This window comes from Empedobacter sp. UBA2044 (assembly GCF_002333005.1).
Taxonomy (GTDB): Bacteria; Bacteroidota; Bacteroidia; order Flavobacteriales; family Weeksellaceae; genus Empedobacter; species Empedobacter falsenii_B.
The window spans coordinates 18,143-37,974 of the sequence record NZ_DDBA01000017.1; the positions used below are offsets into that span (position 1 = coordinate 18,143).

19 protein-coding genes are annotated in these 19,832 nt (G+C 30.7%); 4 read left to right on the forward strand and 15 right to left on the reverse strand.

Going from position 1 to position 19,832, the window contains the following annotated elements; translation table 11 throughout:
- Positions 1–204 precede the first annotated feature (204 nt).
- The gene (locus tag B4E59_RS01720; RefSeq protein ID WP_291050948.1) at positions 205–789 is read left to right on the forward strand and encodes an SOS response-associated peptidase; all 585 of its coding nucleotides are present in this window, start codon (positions 205–207) and stop codon (positions 787–789) included.
- Here the strand turns inward: B4E59_RS01720 and B4E59_RS01725 are convergent.
- A complete protein-coding gene (locus B4E59_RS01725; RefSeq protein ID WP_291050950.1) occupies positions 778–1,584 on the reverse strand; it encodes a GIY-YIG nuclease family protein in 807 nt (268 codons plus the stop codon). The two genes, B4E59_RS01720 and B4E59_RS01725, sit on opposite strands and share 12 nt — an antisense overlap.
- Positions 1,585–1,674: 90 nt before the next feature.
- On the opposite strand from B4E59_RS01725, the gene B4E59_RS01730 reads away from it, so the two are divergent.
- Positions 1,675–2,943: a Y-family DNA polymerase gene (locus B4E59_RS01730; RefSeq protein WP_312067276.1), complete on the forward strand. Its 1,269-nt coding sequence runs from the start codon at positions 1,675–1,677 to the stop codon at positions 2,941–2,943.
- Positions 2,944–3,402: a LexA family protein gene (locus B4E59_RS01735; protein ID WP_291050953.1), complete on the forward strand. Its 459-nt coding sequence runs from the start codon at positions 2,944–2,946 to the stop codon at positions 3,400–3,402. It abuts the gene before it with no gap.
- Between the two features lie 85 nt (positions 3,403–3,487).
- On the opposite strand, the gene B4E59_RS01740 is transcribed toward B4E59_RS01735, so the two are convergent.
- From B4E59_RS01740 to B4E59_RS01785, 10 genes are all read right to left on the reverse strand, one after another.
- On the reverse strand, positions 3,488–4,306 hold the full coding sequence (locus B4E59_RS01740) for a hypothetical protein (protein WP_221854659.1): 819 nt from the start codon (positions 4,304–4,306) through the stop codon (positions 3,488–3,490).
- A 166-nt stretch (positions 4,307–4,472) separates the two neighbouring features.
- Complete coding sequence (locus B4E59_RS01745; RefSeq protein ID WP_221854658.1) at positions 4,473–4,871, reverse strand: hypothetical protein; 399 nt, start codon at positions 4,869–4,871, stop codon at positions 4,473–4,475.
- An 11-nt stretch (positions 4,872–4,882) separates the two neighbouring features.
- The gene (locus B4E59_RS01750) at positions 4,883–8,050 is read right to left on the reverse strand and encodes a type I restriction endonuclease subunit R (RefSeq protein WP_286476336.1); all 3,168 of its coding nucleotides are present in this window, start codon (positions 8,048–8,050) and stop codon (positions 4,883–4,885) included.
- A 1-nt stretch (position 8,051) separates the two neighbouring features.
- On the reverse strand, positions 8,052–10,421 hold the full coding sequence (locus tag B4E59_RS01755; RefSeq protein WP_291050960.1) for a DUF262 domain-containing protein: 2,370 nt from the start codon (positions 10,419–10,421) through the stop codon (positions 8,052–8,054).
- A gap of 3 nt (positions 10,422–10,424) precedes the next feature.
- Entirely contained in the window at positions 10,425–12,305 is a 1,881-nt protein-coding gene (locus tag B4E59_RS01760; RefSeq protein ID WP_291050962.1) for a DUF262 domain-containing protein, read from the reverse strand.
- Positions 12,306–12,337: 32 nt separating this feature from the next.
- On the reverse strand, positions 12,338–13,282 hold the full coding sequence (locus tag B4E59_RS01765; protein WP_286476330.1) for a hypothetical protein: 945 nt from the start codon (positions 13,280–13,282) through the stop codon (positions 12,338–12,340).
- Between the two features lie 119 nt (positions 13,283–13,401).
- Positions 13,402–13,818: a hypothetical protein gene (locus B4E59_RS01770; RefSeq protein ID WP_291050965.1), complete on the reverse strand. Its 417-nt coding sequence runs from the start codon at positions 13,816–13,818 to the stop codon at positions 13,402–13,404.
- Between the two features lie 41 nt (positions 13,819–13,859).
- A complete protein-coding gene (locus tag B4E59_RS01775) occupies positions 13,860–15,047 on the reverse strand; it encodes a restriction endonuclease subunit S (RefSeq protein WP_291050968.1) in 1,188 nt (395 codons plus the stop codon).
- A complete protein-coding gene (locus B4E59_RS01780) occupies positions 15,044–16,642 on the reverse strand; it encodes a type I restriction-modification system subunit M (RefSeq protein ID WP_291050971.1) in 1,599 nt (532 codons plus the stop codon). Before B4E59_RS01780 ends, B4E59_RS01775 begins: the two co-directional genes overlap by 4 nt.
- A 100-nt stretch (positions 16,643–16,742) precedes the next feature.
- Positions 16,743–16,952, reverse strand: coding sequence for a hypothetical protein (locus B4E59_RS01785; protein ID WP_225541534.1), 210 nt, complete (start codon positions 16,950–16,952; stop codon positions 16,743–16,745).
- A gap of 149 nt (positions 16,953–17,101) precedes the next feature.
- Here B4E59_RS01785 and B4E59_RS01790 point away from each other — a divergent pair, with 149 nt between their 5' ends.
- The gene (locus B4E59_RS01790) at positions 17,102–17,521 is read left to right on the forward strand and encodes a hypothetical protein (protein ID WP_225541533.1); all 420 of its coding nucleotides are present in this window, start codon (positions 17,102–17,104) and stop codon (positions 17,519–17,521) included.
- 29 nt (positions 17,522–17,550) lie between these two features.
- Here the strand turns inward: B4E59_RS01790 and ytxJ are convergent, their stop codons facing one another.
- The 4 genes from ytxJ to relB form a co-directional block, all read right to left on the reverse strand.
- Positions 17,551–17,835 (reverse strand): bacillithiol system redox-active protein YtxJ, encoded by a 285-nt coding sequence (gene ytxJ / locus B4E59_RS01795; RefSeq protein ID WP_291050978.1) that lies wholly within the window; start codon positions 17,833–17,835, stop codon positions 17,551–17,553.
- A gap of 117 nt (positions 17,836–17,952) precedes the next feature.
- A complete protein-coding gene (locus tag B4E59_RS01800; protein WP_291050981.1) occupies positions 17,953–18,939 on the reverse strand; it encodes a type II toxin-antitoxin system HipA family toxin in 987 nt (328 codons plus the stop codon).
- Between the two features lies 1 nt (position 18,940).
- The gene (locus B4E59_RS01805; RefSeq protein WP_291050984.1) at positions 18,941–19,261 is read right to left on the reverse strand and encodes a HipA N-terminal domain-containing protein; all 321 of its coding nucleotides are present in this window, start codon (positions 19,259–19,261) and stop codon (positions 18,941–18,943) included.
- On the reverse strand, positions 19,258–19,467 hold the full coding sequence (gene relB / locus B4E59_RS01810) for a type II toxin-antitoxin system RelB family anti-toxin (protein ID WP_194182874.1): 210 nt from the start codon (positions 19,465–19,467) through the stop codon (positions 19,258–19,260). Before relB ends, B4E59_RS01805 begins: the two co-directional genes overlap by 4 nt.
- Positions 19,468–19,832: the final 365 nt, after the last annotated feature.

Sequence of the window (19,832 nt, forward strand, 5' to 3'; positions counted from 1 at the left end):
AAGAGGCTTTAAATTTAAGCCTCTTTAATACTTCGGCAAGCTCAGCAACCGTTTTAAGGAGGTTTTTTGTTTTATATGAAACCGTAGTATATAAAACTCTTTATAAAAAACATTCGTTTTAATTCTTCTACAATCATTTTAATTGATTCAATTTTTGATTGTTATTTTCGTCCTAATCATTATCTTTATTCAAAAGTTGATCCTATGTGTTTCCATGTAAAAGTGACTAAAACAAAAGAACAGATTGAAAAGAAATCGAGATTGAAATTCAAGCCTGAGGTAACATTTACGCCAAATCCTCATTTCAAAGGTTTTGATCATCCAAAATTACCTGTGATCACCAATCAACAAGATTTTATTCATTTGTTCGAGTGGGGTTTAGTTCCGCATTGGGCTGGAAATGATTTTAATTCGAATAATACACTAAACGCACGAATTGAAACTATTGATGAAAAACCATCTTTTCGAGATGCTTACACCAATCGTTGTGTGATATTGGTTGATGGCTTTTATGAGTGGCGACACGAAGGCAAAGACAAAATCAAATATGATATCGGAATCAACAATAATTTGATGTGTTTAGCAGGATTGTATTCAGATGACACGTTTACGATTGTTACGACTGAAGCTGTCGGCATTATGGATTATATCCACAATACAAAACATCGTATGCCTGTAGTTTTAAATGATGATGAAAACTTAATGAATTGGCTTAATTGTAAACCTATTGTAGCATTTACAGATTTCAGCTATCAACGGGAAGATGGACAAGTGAGTTTATTTGGATAATTCGGATTTTATATGTCGAAATAAGATTTTTCGGACATCCTTATTATCTTGTTTTTGCTCAATAAATAATTTCATTTCATCAAGATTCTTAAGTATTGTATCACAATAACCAAAACCTTTATAAAGTCCTTTTTCAATTAATACAATACCTTTTTCATGTTCAGTTCGACCAACTAATTCAAACAAAAAATCCTTTTTAGGCAAATGAACTGTTTTCAAAAATTGACGTACTCTTTTGTTATAAAGCTTCACTTCTTCCCTATTTATACAAGCTCCGTTACATTCTTCTAGACTATATTGAAAACAACTTGATTTTGTTTTATATAAACCATTTATTTTTTGACAAAGTTTAAATTTTTCTGTAATGTAAAATAAATAATCTTTTGCTTCATTTAACGATGTAAATGAGATGATTTCGTTTCCAGAATTATCAATTTTCTTTGTTATTAATGCTTCATAGCCATCTGAATTTATTTCTTTGTACAATGCGTAAAAAAACTTAACTTTTCGTTGAGCTCGATTAAATATTGGTAGATTTTGCTTAATTAATTCAGATTCTCTCAACAAAGCAATTAATTCATTTCCTGTATTTTCAAACTGAATAGAATGCGTAAAATGTTGTAGCTTGATTTCTTTTTTATCAAGTGATTTGAAATGCTGAATCAATCGTTTTCTAATGTCAATACTTTTTCCAATGTATATAATATCTTGTTTATCATTGTATAAATAATACACGCCACAAATATTTTTTGGAACTTGGTTAACCAACATTTTCAATCTATCATTCAGTACCATAGTGCAAATTTACTGAATCAATTTCTAATTATAATTTTTTAACACTTTTCGACGACACCTTGTAGCGCTTTATTTGTTCAACTTTGTAACATGATGTATGCTTTAGTTGACTGCAATAATTTTTACGCTTCGTGCGAACGAGTTTTTAATCCAACGCTGAATGGAAAGCCAGTTGTGGTACTTTCTAACAATGATGGTTGTGTGATTGCACGTTCTAATGAAGCAAAAGATTTAGGGATTCCAATGGGTGCTCCTGCTTTTGAATACGAGAATAATTTTAGATTAAATAAAATCAATGTTTTCTCTTCAAATTATGCTTTGTATGCGGATATGAGTAATCGTGTGATGACTATTCTGAAATCCTATTGCCCTGATATTGAAATTTATTCGATTGATGAATCTTTTCTTCTTTTCAAAGGCTTTGATAACTATGATTTGGTAAAGTACGCCCAAGAAATTAAACAAAAAATATATACCATTACCAAAATCCCTGTTTGTATTGGTATTGCTCCTACAAAGGCTTTAGCTAAAGTGGCGAATCGAATAGCAAAGAAATTTCCGAAACATCATAATGGTGTTTATATGATTGATTCAAAAGAGAAAATAAACAAAGCCTTAAAATGGTTAAAATGTGAGGATATTTGGGGAATTGGGCGACGTTTAGCTAAACGTTTAGCTTTTGTTGGTTGTAAAAATGCGTATGATTTTACATTATTGAGTGATGAATACATCAAACGAAATTTCTCCATCGTCGAATTACGTTTGAAAAAGGAATTATTAGGCGAAAGCGTCTTAAAATTAGATGAAGTTCAACGCAAAAAATCAATTGCGACTACTCGTAGTTTTGAGAAAACAATCAATGATTATGAAAATCTGAAAGAGCGTGTTTCTACATTTGCTGTTTCTTGTGCCGAAAAGCTTAGAAAAGAACAATCTAAATGCAACATTATTACTGTTTTTGTGATGACCAATCGTTTTGATGAAAAGCAATCTTTTGTTTCAAATTCTTTAAGTACAACCTTAGATTTTGATTCGAATTCGAGCATTGTTTTGTCCAAATCTGCTTTATTTTTATTGGATAAATTGGTTCCTGCCGAAGGAAAAGTTCCTGATTATAAAAAAGCTGGCGTTATTGTTTCCGCAATTACGCCCGATAATCAAGCACAGATGAATTTATTTCACGATGATTCTCCAAAACATAAAGCGTTGATGAGTGTGATGGATCAATTAAATGCGAATTATGGCGATCATATGCTAAAATTAGCTTCGCAAGATGTGCGTAGAAAATGGAAAATGAAGCAAGAACGTTTATCGCCTTGCTATACAACGAGATTTACAGATATTTTAAATGTTTATTAAATGGTACATTTTATTCAAGTTCCGAAATTCTCAGAAGAATTAATTAATATCCCTATCAAAACAGATGGTGAAAAACAATTTGTTCAATTTTTTGGTGATGTTTCAGCAGGTTTCCCCTCTCCTGCTGCAGATTTTGTACAAAATAATATAAGTTTAGATGAAATTTTACTGAATCATCCCGAAGCAACTTATCTTAATCGTGTTGGTGGCGAAAGTATGTATCCTGAATACCTAAAAGGTGATTTACTTATCATTCGTTCGGATATCGAACCCAGACATCATGATGATATTGTGGTATCAGTCAACAATTCCGAATACACGTTCAAACGTTATGATGCCATCAACAAACAACTGATTTCTCTTAATCCGAAATACAAAAATTGCATTCAATTACAAGATGAAGATGTGGTCATTATTTTGGGAGTTGTAACTGATTTGGTGAGGAATAAGAGGAAATGAGATGACTTGATCTTAGATTAGTTTTATTCGTAATTTCAACTATTTTAATTTGAGAATTATATATAAAATGAATATATCTGTTGCTTTACTTTTTATCAAAATATTCAATTAACTGATAATTTCCATCATAATATTTTTCTAATAATTCTTTTAAATAATATTTATGCTGTGCACCAGTCAATACTACTATTGATTTACCTTTATTTTCATAAACTGTTTTAATAATATTAGATGCCATAGTATTATTTCTCAAGTCCCAGAATTTACACCATAATTGAAATCCTTCTCTATAAGATATTTTTTCTCCATTTGGTTTAGTTACAAACCGTTCTGAAAATATTTTTTCTGAGTTAGTTATTTTTGGTAATTCATGATGCTGTAGATGTTGTCTATATTTATTAAAAACTTCAAATTCGATACTATTTAAAGTCTTTATATCAGATTTAAAATATTTAATTAAAACCTTATTTGCTTCGTTGTATTTCTTATAAATTTCAGAATTTACATCGCTTAATAAGTTTTTATGATATAAACTATCGATTAGATTAATTGTTAGATCATCAGTAGGTGTCATTCCATTATTTTTCCTGTAGGAATTTCTACCTTCAAATTCAAAAGACAAGTTTACTGTCTTAGGATTTTTTTTTATGTAATTAAGCGATGCATTTCTTTCATTAGAATTTGGATCCAAATCATCAAAATAAATAGCCATGTTATGACTATCACTTTCTTGTAATAATATTTCAGGTTTTATTTCATCTAATATTTTAAGAAGTGTTTCTGGCGTCAAAATAGTTGATGAGCTATGTACAGTTCCAATAATATATATTTTTGATTTTTCTATATTTTGCGCGAAAGAGAAGTTTAAAATAATGAAAAATAGTATTGTCAATGAGTATTTCATTTATGCAATTGATTAAAGCTAAGTTTCAAAAGTAAAAAATAATGATTGATAAATAAAAAAGAATTTCTACAGCAAATAAGGTTTTTCTAAAAGGAAAAAAACTCTATTAAAAAAACATGAGCCGATTAAGCGTGCTAATCGGCTCATGTTTTATAATTTATAGGAATTAGTAAACCTTTACCTCTCCTCCATTTTTTTCTTCATAACAACTTGCCCAAGTAAAATAATCATACTCAATTTCTGACCAACTATTGTCTTCAAATTCAAAACCATAGTTTAAGTTTACTTGATTCAATTCAAGCGAAACGTGTAACCGATCTTTGTCTTCAAAATCAATTGATTTATCAAACAGTGTGTTATCGTTTAGTTTTTTGAGCACAAGGTCAACCAAATTGTTTGGATTATACTTTTTCAACATATCATCTAACATTATTTCGCCAACAATTACAACGTTTAACGCTTCATTGAAACGATACAAAACCCAGTATTTTTTTAATGATTGAACTTGATCGATTTTAAAATCAGAACAGGTACAAAACGTGACATCAGAATAAACTTGACACATAAATTTAAGTTTTAAAAATTAGAGTATGAATACACATGCTGATACACCTCTAAGCTTCGCAAACTTACATCTTCATCTGTATACTTTTCTTCAGGTAGCCACAAAAGTTTATCATAGATAGTTGTTTTTACACTTGATCTTATTTCACGACTTTCTTTCCAATTTGGGATATCAAGCTTTTCTTTTTGAAGTATTTCTAGTGTTTCTTTTGCTACTTTCTTAACCGTTTCCTTCTCTTCATCTGTAAGCTTTTTTCCTTTTATCAAAAGATCAAAAATAGATAATGTCGGCTGATCTAAATTTTCTTGAAATGCACGTTTATCCTCAGCTGAAAGGTCCTGATAAAATTCCATTAATTGATCAAAACTACGTTTAACTTCAATTTCAGTTTTACCATTATTATATTCCTCAACAATTTCTTTGTAACGTTCGTAAAACTCTAAACGCAATGGATTCTCACGAAGCATTTGTTCTAATTTTTGCTCCACTGCTTTATTCAAATCGTAAACCAACTCATTTTTACGTGGTAGTTTTTCAAAAGCTTTTTTAAGCGCTTCAATATTGAATTTCGACAAATCAATATATACATCAGCAGGTTCAGACACTGCATCTATTGATACACTTTCATTCACTACTTCTTGCAAGCGCATAATGACCTCTGTGACATCGGCTGATTTTACTTTCTGATTCAGTTTATTATATAAAGCATCAATCGCATTGTATTCTTTCACAAATTGCTTTGCCTGTTTTTCAGGGAATAAAGCTTTGTACTTTCTAAACACATTACGAGCTGAAATTTCAAACTTAGCTCTTGTCTCGTCATTACGACAAATTGCATTTGCCCCATTATTAATGGCTGCTATTTTTGACATCGAATTTGCTTCTATTAATGTTTGAATATCAAAATTGAGTTCTAAAAGCATACTAACAACTTCATCAATTGCTTGTTTGATCTCATTACCCATAGCTTCTAATTGTTCAAAAGGCTTTTCTTCTTTATCACCAGATTTATTCCCCTTATCACCTTCTCCATAGATAGCATAAGCCTTCTCTAATTGCTGGTAAACATTACCATAATCGACGATCAAACCATTTTCCTTCTCATCATCATATACACGATTGGCACGAGCGATGGTTTGCATCAAAGTATGTCCTTTAATTGGTTTGTCTAAATAAACCGTAGAGACACAAGGTGCATCAAATCCCGTAATCCACATGGCGCAAACAATAGCTAAACGGAAAGGATTCTCTTCATCTTTAAATTCCTTTTCTAAATTTCGTTCTACCATTTTGCGACGGTGACTTTCGATATCCAAATTCATTTTCTTGAATTTATCTACCTCATTTTGCTCCGAGCTTACGACCACGCAAACTTCAGTTTCACTTACTTGTTTGTATTTACGTTGAAGTTCTTGTTCTTCTTGAATATCTTCTGCTTTATCTATTCGAGATTTCAACTCCAATAGATAATCAGGCCAATACTCCATTACGTAATCATACATTCGCACAGCAGTAGGTTTGTCTAAAGCTACAAACATAGCTTTACCTTGATAACCACGTTCATTAAAATGCCACACTAAATCTTTGGCAATGGCACGAAGACGTGATTCTGAGGTAAGAATAGGATATTCTTTTTTGAACAGATAAGCTAATTTCTTTTGTTGATCTTCATCTAAATCTTCATTCTCTAGAATTTCAGCCATTTGCTCATCCAAAGCAGGATTTTCGATATTCAAGCGTTCTCCTTTATTCAGATATTTTAATGGAAGCGTCGCTTCATCTTCTATTGCGCGTTTGAAATCATAAACGGACACATATTCTCCAAATATATTCTTGGTTACCTCTTCTTCATCTTTAATAATTGGCGTTCCAGTAAATCCAAGATATGACGCATTTGGTAAACCATAAAAACGCATATTTCGAGCATATTTACCACCTTGAGTACGGTGGGCTTCATCCGAAATTACAATAATATTTTTACGATCGGTGATCAATGGATATTCGGTTTCCTTTTCCGGATCTATCGAGAATTTATGAATCAAAGAGAAAACATAACGATGATTCTCGCTCAACAATTCACGTAAATGTTCACGTCCTGAAATACCACTCTTCTTTCCTGCTATTATATTCTTATTATTGACAATGCCTACTCCAGAGAATGTATCATATGCTTGGTTCTCAAGCTCGGTACGATCAACAACTATTAAAAAAGTATAGGATCCACCAAATTTTCGATGTATTTTCTCACACAAGAAAACCATAGAATAGGTTTTCCCTGAACCTTGTGTATGCCAATAAACCCCTAATTTACCTTCTAAATCTTCGATGTTTTCGACATTATCCAATACACGATTCACTCCAATAAACTGGTGATTCTTCGCCATTAGTTTGACGACATTACCACTGCTTTCATCAAAAAGTAAGAAGTTCTCGAAAATATCCATCAAGTGCTGTTTAGAACAAACTCCTCTCAGCATGGTATCCAAGCTCACCACACCTTCAGCTTCCTCTGTAATACGTTTCCAGTCCAAAAAGTATTTGTATGGACTCGTTACCGTTCCTACTTTAGCGTCAGTTCCATTAGAAAGGATCACAAAAGCATTGTGGTGAAACAAATGTGGAATGGTGTCTTTATAATCCTTGAAATTATCATCATAAGCCGAACGCAAATCCACCGCATGTGATTTGAGTTCTATAAAAACTAAGGGAATTCCATTTACAAAACCAACAACATCTGGTCTACGGTTGTGTAATTCGCCCGTAACTTCCAACTGACGAACGGCTATGAAATCATTATTTTCATAGTCGTTGAAATCAAAAACTCGTAAGGTTTTCTTCTGTGCTTTGCCTTCAGAATTCATGAATGAAACTTCAACTCCATTTTTCAAGAGCTGATATTTCGCTTTGTTATGTTGTGCAATAGTTTGGCCAGCTATCCTCTGCCCGATCTTCTCAATCGCACGTTTGTAAGCCAAATCGGGTAAATCGGGATTATATCGCTTTAAAGCAGCCAATAAATGACGCTCTAAAATTACTTCTGTTTTATTATCACGCCCCAACAAACCTTCCTCACCAAAGGATTCATTTTGCCAAGCCGTTACCACTTGCCAACCCAGCTCTTTCAGTACATCTTCTGTAGCTTGTTCTATCAATTGATCTTCTGAGTATTCGTAGGACATGTTAATTGGTTTTTAGGTTTAATATCTTAATATTTTCTACTATTTTTTGATAAACACTATTCAAATCTTCGTTATTGTCTAAAGATTCATATTCAAACTCTTGACATTCTATCCAGTAATCTTCTTCTTTATTTGAATCCTTTAATTGTAAATTATGACCACTCCATATACCAACATCAATAAAATCATTCTCATAGAATTTTATGGTAATATGCACACCATTATCTTGTCTCTTTTCACAATCAATCATTTTTCCTTTGTAAAAAGTGGTTTCTCCACAGTTTGCATTACATTCAAAATCTAGCTCCGTTACAACCTTATTAATTAATTCATTTCTTAAATTATCGATCAACACTCTATCGTTTGAAGATCGATATCTATTAATATAGAGATGATTAGAATAGTACCATAAAACATCTAAACCACTCTTTTGGAACCATTTATGAAATTCATTATCATAGTATAAACTGTTATGCAAATGAGAATAATCTTCAATACTTGACTTTTTATTTATTGAAAAAACAAGATGTTGATTAACTTCATTTATGTCTTTGTAACTAAAAAGACTTGAAATAATATTCTGAATAACAATATATTCCTTTCTTCTTAATAATAACTGCCAGTAATCGTAATCGTCCCTATAATAACTGGCAGTGATTTGATCAAGCGTTTCAAATTGAGAGATGACATATCTAAACAATACATGATTTTGATTTTCAACCGCATTCAAACCTCCTTCTTTACTGAATAAACTATTAGCAATCGTCCTATTGTGCTTCAAATCTTCAATGTTTCGCACTTCTTTTAGTATGAAATTAATATTTCCTTGAAACAATTCATGTTTTTCAGTTTTAACAATTTCATTATACCTTTCTTCTTGCTCATTTTCATGGCCTAGAATAAAAATTGCCTTATTTTTTTCTTCGATTAATTGATTTTGTAAAAAATTATCTTTTAAATTATTAATAACATCATCTAAAGAATTATCTACTAAGTTGTCTAAAATATTAGTAGAATAACTACTCATACTATCAATAACCCTAATTACATTTAACATCACTAGTATACTTCTAATGTCGGGGTCAACTATAATATTCCAAACTACTCTAATCCATTCTTTAAATCGACGCTCACTAAAATCGCTATTTAATAAATATTTATATATTGAATGAAACAGTATTCTATTTATTTGACTTATTTCTAAATCGTCTACAAACCAATTAAAATCTGATTTCCAAGAAGGAGCAAGATTTCTTTTTAATATATCTTTAAATTCAATAAGCTTATCTAAAAATATTTCTAATCGAAGAACGATATCAAAATCAAATAATTTATCATAATTATTCCAGTCATTATATATATTACTTTGAGATGAATACAAGAAGTTAAAACTAACGGTATCTTCTACTTTTGATTCATTCTTTATTATAAATTCACTTAGAAGAAAGTTGTTTATAAATTTCAGGAAGTATGTATCTAATTGAGATGAATCTATTTCTGAACTACTAGAGTTTTCAATAGACTTCTCCCAAAAATAATCAGACCATGCATTATCCAATTTTGAAGCAATTTTAAGATAATAAGGCATGCTTTTTTGCTTAAAATTGACAGATTCATTAAATTTATTATATTCCCTGTTTTTTTCTGATTTCATCCAATTGATAAAATCTGCCTTAAAATTTTCAAAATGAGATAGCTGTTTTCCTCTGTCATTCATCTTAATATATAATTCATCAGAAAGATTAAATCCATCTAACGGCAATACATAAAATTTTAAATTAGATAATCTATTGAAATATTTTTCGTCAGTTTTAATTAGCTTCGTATACGTGTCGTGAATTTTCCCTAACATCTCCAGCATAGCAATCACAGTAGGATCACTTTTAAACTCTTCATGAAACCAATATGAATTTACTATATAATCCTTTGGGTTCCCCGTAAAATGTATAGTGCATATTTTTTGACAGAATAAAGTAGAGCTAGTGCGTGTTTCATAAGAAAATCGTTTAAGATTATTCAATACATCTTCTCTAGCGTTGCCATGTAACTCTGTGTTTGCAATGTACCAATTCAATAAATAAAGAGTTGTCAATCGTTGTTGACCATCAAGTGGTTGAAAATAATTGAGATTATTTAACTTTGATATGGAACCATAAATAAAATCAAGCTCTAATATTTCATTCTTTGATAATGCATTAAAAAGTGATGTAATAAATCTGTTCCTAATGATTTCTTCATTTTTTCTACCTTGAGCATAATCACGTTGAATTAATGGTATAGAGATACCATCAAAACTATAATTTTTTATTTCTCCGTTATATTCGAACTCCACTTCCCCAAAAAGCAAGTCTTGTAAAGTATAGTTTTTCATGATTTAAAATTTAGGTAAAAATGAATTAAGCGTTTTTTGCATTTCAACTCGATAACTAATAATATCATCAATAGACCAAACTGATTTATTAATTCTATTTTCGTCGTAATATTTTAAGAATACATTTCGGGTAATTATAGGAACAAAAAGCCCAGATTTTTCCTTTTTAATTATTTTCTTTCTTTTGGTAACAAATAATGCATTTCCATAACCTCTGTTGGTGTTTGCATCTAATAATGTCAAATTGCCAATATCGTTTTTAAATTCATCAGGAATGTTATCATCTCCCGCCTTTGAAACAACTTTTTCTTTCAAATCTTCAAATAAGATATTTTTACCTTCTTTTTTAATAAAACTCGTAATATCTTCGTAGTAATCTTCCTTTTCTATATCTAAAACATCCTCTAAGGCATTTTTAAGCCACACTATTTGATCATTTACTTTATTTAAAGGATTATCATTATATGAACTAATATGTTCAATATCCCAAGTTGTATTCAAATTGTTCGCATCTTTCATATTACTAAACTGAAAAAATGGAAACTTATAAATAAGATTATTCTTTATACATTGCTGAACAATTGTTTCAATATTAAATAACAGTAAAAAATTAAAAACTTTACCGTCTTTATAATCTAATTTTATAGGTTTAACTAAATTATTATCCTTATAATTCTGTTCAAATTCGGCAATAACACCTTCAAAGTTTAAATAGTGTATTGATTTAAATTCAAGTTTAATCTCACTTATTAATTCTTGAGTGAAATCATCCTTTCGAATTATTTCATTTTTTATGGATAATTTGTAAATATCATACAAACTATTTCCTGTGTAAATTAGATAACCTATATAATGATACCATGTTGGATTACTATACCAATCTAATAAGGTATTATACAGTTTATATATATCTTCCCATAATCTAGCAATTGTACTAAATTCTTTTATTGCTTCAACTTGTAGGTTATAATACCTAAATACAGGATTTTTTTCCTTTTTTAATAATTCTCGAAGATCATCATCATCATCAATAGCCTTCATGTACAAAACTTCCAATAATAGCTCTATCCTCGCATCAAAATCTTTGTTACTAATAAAAGCCCAAAACTCCTCTTTTTGCAATTGACGTTCAATACTATCCCATTGATGTGCTATTTCTCTTTGTTTTATTTTGGCCAACTCATCATTTCCAAATAAATTACTTTGTAAAAACAATGCTTTAACTAACTCAGCACTATTTAATGGAATTTTTCCGAGATTGATGCGAATAAAAGTATCGATTGGATTTATTTTTTCATCCTTTAACTCATACCAAATTACTTGTACAATACCTTCTTCTTTCTGATTGGTCGAGTTATATATTAAAGTTCTATTAATTGAATCAAACAAATCATCTTCCATCAATCCATCTTTACTAACCTTTGTTTTAAACCACTCATCAATGTATTGGTAAGCTTTTGTGATATGATAATAATCGATATTAGCTTTTGAGAAATTTTCAATAGTATTATTGAAAATTTCACTTAATTCTGGTCTAGTTTCATACTCAATTTCAAATATTGATTTTCCGTATCGTTGTTCGAATGAACGACCTACTAAAAATCTATTACTGAAATAAGTAAGTAAAATTTTTATACTTGTTAATCGTTGTTGTCCGTCAATAACCTCATAATTATAGTTTGTTTCGTTATACTTTACAATAATCGGTTGCAAACAATAAAACTCCTTATCAGCTTTATTCTTTTTGATAGCAAAAGAGTAAATATCATTTAATAAGTCATTTATTTGAGAGCTATCCCAACGATATCCTCTTTGATAAGCCGGAACAAAAAAACGTTCACCTAATAATTCACTTATTGATTTAAGTTTTATTATGTTATTCATAATTTATAGTCTTCTTATTGGTTGGTGTTAGCTTATTTTTTCCCTTTACTTGTATTTAATTTTCTATCCATTAATCTTAATTCTGTTTTACCAATGATTGAATTTAATTCGTTTTCTAAATCATTAATATTTATTTCAAGAAGAATATTTTCTAAACCATTTTCCTTTTTATATAAGGCAAGTGTTGGTCTATTTATAACTTCAGTTGAAGATTTTTTTAAAATTTCAGTTAATCTACTAAAAGTCGGTAATTTATCTTTTAATTCTAGCATTATACCATGTTGAGAAATAACATGATCTATTGATATATCGCTTAATTTATCGATTGTAAAAGGTTTGGAATTGCCATTTTCAGTTGGCGTATATATTTCGATCTCTTTATTCGTCTGGTTAACAACAACTTTATTGTTACTAATTTTTAATTCTAAAATATCTTTAAATAAGATTTCGTTTTGTTTTGAATCGTACATCTTGATAGAATTAATCATTTTTTCTAATATATGATCAAAAGCTTTTCTTTTATCATTTTTATAGAATAGCTGTTTAATTAAACTAATAGGGAAATATATATCATTGTAAAAACGATCTTGAGTAATCAATCGAAACACGAAATTTTTAAACAAATCTTCTTGTACATACACTTGATCTAAACTTGTATCTACTATCAGTGGAAGATTGACAGCTGTACCCTCTACATAAGTAGAAGTGTCATTTACAAACTCTCCATAAGCACGTAAACCTGATAAATAATTTTGTATTGTTTTTATAGATTTCTCATATTTTTGAGCAGTATCTTTTCTTGATAACACATCAATTACCTCTTCAACTGCATTTACATCTTGAACTTGTGACATATTCAATTCAAGGCACAATAAAGCATTACGCACGTAAGAATCATAGCTTATAGCACTTTCGTTAGATGTAATATTATTGGCTATTAACCAATTTATGAAGTTATCATTCTTTTCAATTTTCATAATTTAAAGTTTTTTTATAGTAGTTTAGTTTTAGTTAGTCATTCATCACACCTCTATCATCCCCATCATCAAGCGTGGCAACAAAATATCCCGTGCCTCGCGTAAACGTTGGTTTTGGTTTAAAAAGATTTATTCCATGGTGGTAAACAGCCGTAGACTTCAAAGTATCGTTGTAATAACAATCCCTCAACATAACCTGGTAAATCATTATGTTCATCATCCACGGTAACAAACCAATAAATATCCAAAGCTTCAATGTTTTCTTCCTCTATTTTATTCAAGAAATAGTATTCTCTTCGAATACCATCCTGTTTATTATTTAATCTCTTATTCAATAATTGATCTTTGAATTGACCATTTTGTAACATAGAACCAGATTTTCCTATGTAAACCAATTCCACTTTACCTTTAGCTAATTTTAGGATATAGTAAACTCCTGGTAGATTAGGAACATCTTTACTTTTATTTCTAAGGTTGTCATTTTTTTCGAAGAAAAAATGCCCGTTTGTTTTGTATTTTTCTAATTCTGCAAACATGTATTCGTATTTTTTATAGTAGTTTAGTTTTAGTTCACTTTTTACACCTCTATCATCCCCATCATCAAGCGTGGCAACAAAATATCTCGCGCCTCGCGTAAACGTTGGTTTTGGTTTTGTAGATTTAATATTTGTTGGTCTATTTTTGAAGCAAAATCATTAAACTTAATTGCTAATTCTTCATTATAAATTAATTCTATTCTTTCAACATCTGTTTTAGTTACAGATGCGAATATGGCTCCGCCACCAATTAAATTATCTTCAAAAAATATTTTACGTAATTGGTAAAAAATGAAGCTATTCAATTCCTTTTTATGGTTGATTGCAGCTAATCCACGACCTAAAATAATTTCTTCAGCAGCTACATTTAATCTTCCAACAGGAGCTCTAACACTAAATAAAATTGAATTTGGTTTAGCTTTTTTATTACCTGCCGTACTCCAAGATGTGTTAATTGGAAATCTAAATCCATAATCTTTTACACCTTGATGAAATGGTAATCCTAATTTTTCATCATTATAAAATTCAGATTTTGGACTTTGACCCATCACTAAATCACAGCAATCTTTTAACTTCACCTTCTCCCAACCCTCCGACAAACCCGTTTCGGGATTGATGGTGGCTGATTCGTGCCCAGGAAAACGCATACGCACAAACCATTCTTCGTAGGTTTGCTGTGCCATTTCTTCCAAAATTTTGATGCGCTTGAGGTTGTTCTCGATCAAATCATCATAACCTGATAATATCGAAGCGATTTTCTTTTGGGTTTCGAGTGGGGGAAGATTGATTTTTGTAGATAAAATTTTATAAATCCCTAATTTTGGTTGGGCAGCACCTGATGCCAAAAGATGAAAATAATCATAAACCGCTTTACTTCCCAAATAATATTTAAGATAAACATTTGAAACTCTAGAACTATCAGCCTGAATTTTTACTGCATTTTCTGTAAGATTTGAATGATTAAATTCTTCTGTTACTAAACCAACCTCTCCAATCGTCCCAGCAATGGTTAAAATTATATCTCCCGTGTGAACGATATATTTTTTTATCTGTTCATGAGTTTCATTGGAAATATATACAGGCTGATCAAAGTTTATTTTTCCTTCTTTAATATCTCTGGCTCTTATATATTTATGATTTGTTATATTGCTAAGTAGCTCATGTCCTTTAGGTAAACGTTTACCCCCTTTTACTTTAACAATTTCATTTAGATATACCAATTCACTCATAATTTCACCGCTTGAATTTGGTTCATCAATTGGTTGGCTTCTTCGTTCAAGGTGGCTAATTCGCTATGGAGTTCTTGCATACGGCTTTGGTAATCAAAATCCATATCAATATCGATATTCACGCCTACATAACGTCCTGGTGTAAGGCTATAATCTTGTTCGGCTACTTCGTCCAAGTTCACAATCTTGCACAAACCTTCAATATCACGATAGGTTCCATCCGGGAAATGTTCGTTAAACCAAGCGTTATCCGCAGCTACTTCGGGCTGTTGCCCTCGATACATAGCCATAATAGCGGTAAGACCTTCTAATTGCTCTTCCGAGAAATCGTTAATCGTGGTCGTTACCTTTCGAAACACATTACGTGCATCGATCATTAAGATTTTATTCTTGTTTTCAGGACGTTTGCCTTTATCAAAAAACCAAACATGACAAGGTAACGAACGCGTATAGAAGAAATTGTTTCCGATAGAAACAATACAATCTACATTGCCGGTTTTTACCAATTCTTCACGAATACGTTTTTCGGCATTTCCGGCATCGGTTGCCGAAGACGCCATGACAAATCCGGCACGTCCAGTATCATTCAGGTAACTCATAAAGTACTGAATCCATAAGTAATTTCCGTTACCAATGCTTCCTTTTCCTGTTAAAGGCGCACCAAAAGGCAAACGTTTATCTTCTGCCAGAAACTTGTTTTTCGCATCTACTTTGTCCACGTTAAACGGTGGATTTGCCATTACGAAATCACACTTTTCATACAACTCATGTGGATCCGAATAAAAGGAATTGTTGTTAGCAATTTTCCCTTCAATGCCGTGTATCGCTAAGTTCATCTTCGCCAATTTCGTGGTATTCGATTTGTACTCGGTACCGTACACCGTAATGGCTTCGTTTACTTTTTTATTGAGATGATCTTTGATAAAATGTGCCGTTTGCACAAACATACCTCCCGACCCACAAGCAGGATCATGGATAATACCATGATTCGGTTGAATGAAATTGACAATCAACTGTACCAAAGACGGTGGCGTAAAGAATTCGCCTCCTTCTTGTGCACCTGCACCCATCATCGAGAGTTTCATTAGGAAATATTCGTACACACGCCCAAATACATCGCCTTTGGCATTGCGCACCGAATCACTATTGAAAATACGAATTAGATTTGCCAGTAGATTGCTATCCGTATCATCTTCGGGCGTTAAATCGTGGAAGTTTTTCGGAAGAATACCTGCTAAATCTTCGTATTCTGCCTCGATCAATTTCATCGCATCGTTCACTGCTTCGGCTAAATCTTCCGATTCGGGCAAAGCCGCTAAATACGAATATTGCGCTTTCTCGGGCAAATACATCGCACCCATCGCCGCATAATCGTCTTTGGTGGCTTCTCTTCGTTGTTTGGTGCGTGGATTAATCGGAAGGGTTTCTGCTAATTGTGCTCTGGCTTCTATGAATTTATTCTCCGCAAATCGCAATAAAATCAATCCCAACAGAGGGTCTTTGTATTCACCAGCAGTCAGTTTCGAATTCGCACGCAATTCGTCTGCTGCTTCCCATAATTCTATTTCGAGTTGTTTGATATGTTGTTGTGTCATTTTCTAAAAAATTGCTGTAAATTACTAATAAAGTACCAATAAACATCTAACAAATCTCATAAAAATAGAAACCTCATAAGATTTATTGATTTTTAAAAATCTACTCCTTCGGAATCTCCACGAACACAGCACCAATATATTCTTCTTTATACCCTTTTACTGTCATCATGTGTATAAATGGAAGTAAATCCAACTCAATTGAACTTCCATTAAAAGTTTCTTCTTTCAAATCTAAATTACCATTATAACTCAGGGTTTCTTTCACTTTTTTTAATTGTTCATCAGACAATTCAATTGTAATTATAGGCATATTTTCTTGTTTTTAATTTATATTACAAAGGTCATAAACCATCCCGCCAAAACATGTCTTTTAGATATTTTTATAATTATTTTTTAGACTATCGTAATCTGATAGTTGTGTAGTCATAGGTTTGCTTCATAATTTTAAAATAGAAGATTATGAAATTAAAAGTTCATTATGAAGTCGAAACACTATTCGATCAAGAAACAAAAGAAGTAACAATTAATTCATTTTATAATGATGATCCGATTGTTGCTCGCGAAGAAGCTTTTTCGTTTTTAAGAAATTATATCAATGTTCTGAAAGAAGAAAATCAAGTAGAAGTTGAAACTAAATATTCGGGACCACGAAATCATGCCCAATTTAGATTTGATAGTCGTACCAAAAATTTCGATGATAATTTGAGTACATATTTTGTAAGTCATTTAGTGTTTAAAGACTCAAAGTTAAATAAGGGGTTAAAGATATATGTTGTCGTAGATGAAACTTTTTATACAGGTGAAGATTTTATTGATGAACACGAACGTAATTTAGTTTTCCTGTTAGGAAATCAAACCGAAGATTCTTTAATCGAATAAATCTAATTGTTTCTGAATTTCTTCATTTTTTATTTTACGATGTGATCATTGTACACACATTTTCCATTTTTTATAATAAGGATTTGCGGTGATTCGTGCTGAACATTGTATCGTCGTTCAATCTCATTAGAGAGTGGTCTATACGTTAATAAATCTAAATAATTCAGTTCAAAATCGCTTTCTTTTACAATATCCCAAATTATATCACATAACCCACAAGTTGTACTGTGTTTATAAATAATTTTTGGTTGATTAAAAGATGCTTGATCAATTTGATCTAAATGATCTAAAGTTATAATATCTATTTTTTTCATTTTTGATTCTATTATTTCGCTTATAAAATTACGTTGAAAAGAAGGAATAACCTATTCCATTTTGCTTATAGGATAAATTATAAAAAATGTGCTAAGGAAATCTCCTTGTTCATTTTTTCAATCTATAACTATTCTCAGTTTCTTCAATCGACGCTGATAACTTTGCAAATAATTACGTTTTAATTTTTCTGATAAATACGATTTACCAATTAAATCTACCACTTGATCTTCCTTAGAAGATAGATTTTGAATGACTTTTATGATTGATTTTTCTGTCATTTTTGCATTCTCACCTAACAAAAATAATTGGTCTATTATTTTTCCTTTTGAAATTGATTTAGGTAATAATCCCTCTTTTAATGCAAAATCTGAATCGTCAATATGAATTTTAGTATTTAATAAATCATAAGCTGGACTTAATTTAAAATCGCCTTGTTGAGTTTCGATTAATGAAAAATTCTTTAAATGAGCATCTCCATTGGAAAACAGATAATTGAATACGATTAATGTATATAGCTTAGGCGCTTCTATTTTCCAAGCAGGTACATATTTTTTTAAAGCATCAAATAACTCCAAATAATTCCCCTCATATTTATATTGTTCTCCATCTGTCGCAGGTGATTTCCCTAATAAAGAAGCGAAATCCTCTACTGCTAATTTTTCACCATTTTCATTGTAATCAAAACGCTTCGTAAGATAAGCTGGACTTCCATCTTCAAAAAAAACTAATACATTTTCTGCTGTTTCAATTTTAAAAATTTGTTTGGCAATTTGCATCGTCAATTGTTCGTTAGCTGGTGCAAATTCACTATTTTTAGGTAAATCAGAAATCGGTTTCAGTATATATTGACCGCTTTCCTTTTCATTCGTTAATCGTAATTCATTTCCATCAAGAATTAAAGAATATTTCTCTTGAAATCCCGAAATAGAAATATGTGTTTGATTTTGGTTAAAACTACTTTTATCCTTACGATCAGTTGGCGAAGTATAATTTAAAAATGGACTTACCTTTTTACCATTAAACATTTTCTTTAGAACAACAGGACTGTACGCATTAAAATTTTCTTTTAAAGAACCTGGGCAATTATTTAATTCTATTTTCATTTTACATTCTTTCTATTGTTACTGCACCCACTGTATCTACTTTAGAAGCTTGTAATAATATTCCAAAAGCATCATCTTCATCAATCTTATATGTTTTACAAATCATTCGTTTATTTACACCTTCAGGTAATAGATGATAGAAAAAAGGAAATAATGATTCTGATTCGAATTCAATTTGATTTTTAGGCAATGTTAAACTGACTGATGGTTTAGAATCATCTGATATCCAATCTTCATTATAGATAAAATGAAAACTACCATTATCCAATTGCGTTAAAACTCCTGCCCTTTCACCTTTATATAAAATTTGAGCAACTCTCATGATTCAATCGATTTAACCTCTAATTTAATTTCTAATCCTAAGGCATCACACAACTTTTGTAGTGTTTCTAAAGTTGGATTACCTTTACCACTTTCAAATTGTTTTAACGTGCGTAAGCCAACACCAGAAATCTCTGCTAATGTTTCTTGTGATATCGCTAAAACTTTACGTCTTTCTTTGATTTGATTAATTATTGATAGTGTCATATATTGCACTTTTAATGTAAATTTAGAAATAAATAAGGTATAAAACAAGAAAAGTGCAACAAATTGCACTTTTATAAGTATATTACTATTATTTTAGCTTAAAGGTTTAAAATAGTGCAATATATTGCACTTAATAAATCTTAATTTGAAAACAGAACTAAATAATGGGGAGGTTAGATGGATTTGAAAAAGCTAACCCAAGCTATATTTGTAAACTTATAAACTTTAAATACAGTGCATTTTTAAAGAAATAGGTCAAAAAAACGTGAAAGATGAATTCTTAAATCTAATACATTCTACTGTGCTACAATTAAATAATGTAGTCATTCAAAAAACAATTAAAGTACACCCCTAGGTTTACAAGA

What these genes read in the sequence shown, in the direction of transcription:
- B4E59_RS01720 (WP_291050948.1), top strand. Translation starts at nt 205, where the DNA reads ATGTGTTTCCATGTAAAAGTGACTAAAACAAAAGAACAGATTGAAAAG.
- B4E59_RS01725 (WP_291050950.1), bottom strand. Translation starts at nt 1,584, where the DNA reads ATGGTACTGAATGATAGATTGAAAATGTTGGTTAACCAAGTTCCAAAA.
- B4E59_RS01730 (WP_312067276.1), top strand. Translation starts at nt 1,675, where the DNA reads ATGATGTATGCTTTAGTTGACTGCAATAATTTTTACGCTTCGTGCGAA.
- B4E59_RS01735 (WP_291050953.1), top strand. Translation starts at nt 2,944, where the DNA reads ATGGTACATTTTATTCAAGTTCCGAAATTCTCAGAAGAATTAATTAAT.
- B4E59_RS01740 (WP_221854659.1), bottom strand. Translation starts at nt 4,306, where the DNA reads ATGAAATACTCATTGACAATACTATTTTTCATTATTTTAAACTTCTCT.
- B4E59_RS01745 (WP_221854658.1), bottom strand. Translation starts at nt 4,871, where the DNA reads ATGTGTCAAGTTTATTCTGATGTCACGTTTTGTACCTGTTCTGATTTT.
- B4E59_RS01750 (WP_286476336.1), bottom strand. Translation starts at nt 8,050, where the DNA reads ATGTCCTACGAATACTCAGAAGATCAATTGATAGAACAAGCTACAGAA.
- B4E59_RS01755 (WP_291050960.1), bottom strand. Translation starts at nt 10,421, where the DNA reads ATGAAAAACTATACTTTACAAGACTTGCTTTTTGGGGAAGTGGAGTTC.
- B4E59_RS01760 (WP_291050962.1), bottom strand. Translation starts at nt 12,305, where the DNA reads ATGAATAACATAATAAAACTTAAATCAATAAGTGAATTATTAGGTGAA.
- B4E59_RS01765 (WP_286476330.1), bottom strand. Translation starts at nt 13,282, where the DNA reads ATGAAAATTGAAAAGAATGATAACTTCATAAATTGGTTAATAGCCAAT.
- B4E59_RS01770 (WP_291050965.1), bottom strand. Translation starts at nt 13,818, where the DNA reads ATGTTTGCAGAATTAGAAAAATACAAAACAAACGGGCATTTTTTCTTC.
- B4E59_RS01775 (WP_291050968.1), bottom strand. Translation starts at nt 15,047, where the DNA reads ATGAGTGAATTGGTATATCTAAATGAAATTGTTAAAGTAAAAGGGGGT.
- B4E59_RS01780 (WP_291050971.1), bottom strand. Translation starts at nt 16,642, where the DNA reads ATGACACAACAACATATCAAACAACTCGAAATAGAATTATGGGAAGCA.
- B4E59_RS01785 (WP_225541534.1), bottom strand. Translation starts at nt 16,952, where the DNA reads ATGCCTATAATTACAATTGAATTGTCTGATGAACAATTAAAAAAAGTG.
- B4E59_RS01790 (WP_225541533.1), top strand. Translation starts at nt 17,102, where the DNA reads ATGAAATTAAAAGTTCATTATGAAGTCGAAACACTATTCGATCAAGAA.
- ytxJ (WP_291050978.1), bottom strand. Translation starts at nt 17,835, where the DNA reads ATGAAAAAAATAGATATTATAACTTTAGATCATTTAGATCAAATTGAT.
- B4E59_RS01800 (WP_291050981.1), bottom strand. Translation starts at nt 18,939, where the DNA reads ATGAAAATAGAATTAAATAATTGCCCAGGTTCTTTAAAAGAAAATTTT.
- B4E59_RS01805 (WP_291050984.1), bottom strand. Translation starts at nt 19,261, where the DNA reads ATGAGAGTTGCTCAAATTTTATATAAAGGTGAAAGGGCAGGAGTTTTA.
- relB (WP_194182874.1), bottom strand. Translation starts at nt 19,467, where the DNA reads ATGACACTATCAATAATTAATCAAATCAAAGAAAGACGTAAAGTTTTA.